The organism is Streptomyces sp. NPDC054847 (assembly GCF_053610925.1).
Genome location: NZ_JBSGZJ010000809.1, coordinates 1 through 1,041, shown reverse-complemented (window position 1 = coordinate 1,041; position 1,041 = coordinate 1). Strand labels below are relative to the sequence as shown.

Sequence of the window (1,041 nt, the reverse complement as noted above, 5' to 3'; positions counted from 1 at the left end):
GAAGCACTCCGCGAACGCCGCCGGGAGGCCGGCGGGGCGCCGACGGCGGGCGACGGGGGCGACACGGTCGCCACGGCCGACACCGACGACGAGACTGCGCTGGCCGCGCTGCTCGTCGCCGCGTATCCCACGGATGGGCCGGCCGACACTGCGGCCCTCGCCCTCCTCGACGAGACGGCCGAATACCTGGGCGCCGCGGTCGCCGACCTCATCAACCTCTTCCGGCCTGAACGCATCCTGCTCGGCGGCTGGGCCGGACTCCAGCTCGGCCCGCACCTCCTGCCCCAAGTGCGGCGCTACGCGGCCGAGTACGCCCTGGAACACGCGGCCGCCCGCACGACGATCGAACTGGGCCGCCTGGGCGCGGACGCGGTCACGGTGGGCGCGGCGACGCTGCCGCTCTCCGACTTCCTCACCCGCGGCGGCACGCGCCCGCCACGCATCCCATAGCCGCACCCCCACGCTGCGGTCGCCCCCTGCCGGGCGTGGCCCGGCTCCGGTGCGCGTCGCCTCTGGGGACGGGCTCGGCAGGGGGCGTGCCCCTGGTGGCCGTGCGTTACGCCCCTGCGGGGCGCGCCCGGCACGTGCGCCCTTGCGGGCGTGGCCGCGTGGGTGGTGCGCGCCCTGAGGGCGTGGTCCCGGTTGCGTTGCGCCCCTTGCGGGGCGTGGCTCGGCCCGGTTTCGTTGCGTCCTGGCGTGCGTGGCCGGTTTGGTGTGTGGCCCTCTGCGGAGGTGGCCGGTGCGGCGTGTCGCCCCTGCGGGGCGGGCACGGCGCGGGTGCGCCCTTTGCGGGCGTGGCCCCGGTAGGGGAGTGCGTTGCGCCCCTTGCGGGGCGGGGCTGCGCCGGTGGGTGGTGCCGGGTGTCGGGGCCTCCGGGGGGGGTGCCCGGAATGGCTATCCTCACCGCGCTGCGCGCGAGTTGCGACGCTTTACTTCCGGACACCCCCCTCCTACGACCCCGTCCCCCTCACGTCCGTGCCGCCCCTTCCGGCCGGTGGTCGCTCCATGCGGGGTGCGGTACCGCCTTGGGGTGGCAGCTCG

1 protein-coding gene is annotated in these 1,041 nt (G+C 76.8%); it reads left to right on the top strand.

The genetic code is table 11. The features are described 5' to 3' along the window. Positions 1-450: ROK family protein (locus ACWGH4_RS35385; protein WP_453468037.1), on the top strand; the 450-nt coding region annotated here is incomplete at its 5' end. Between the last annotated feature and the right edge of the window lie 591 nt (positions 451-1,041).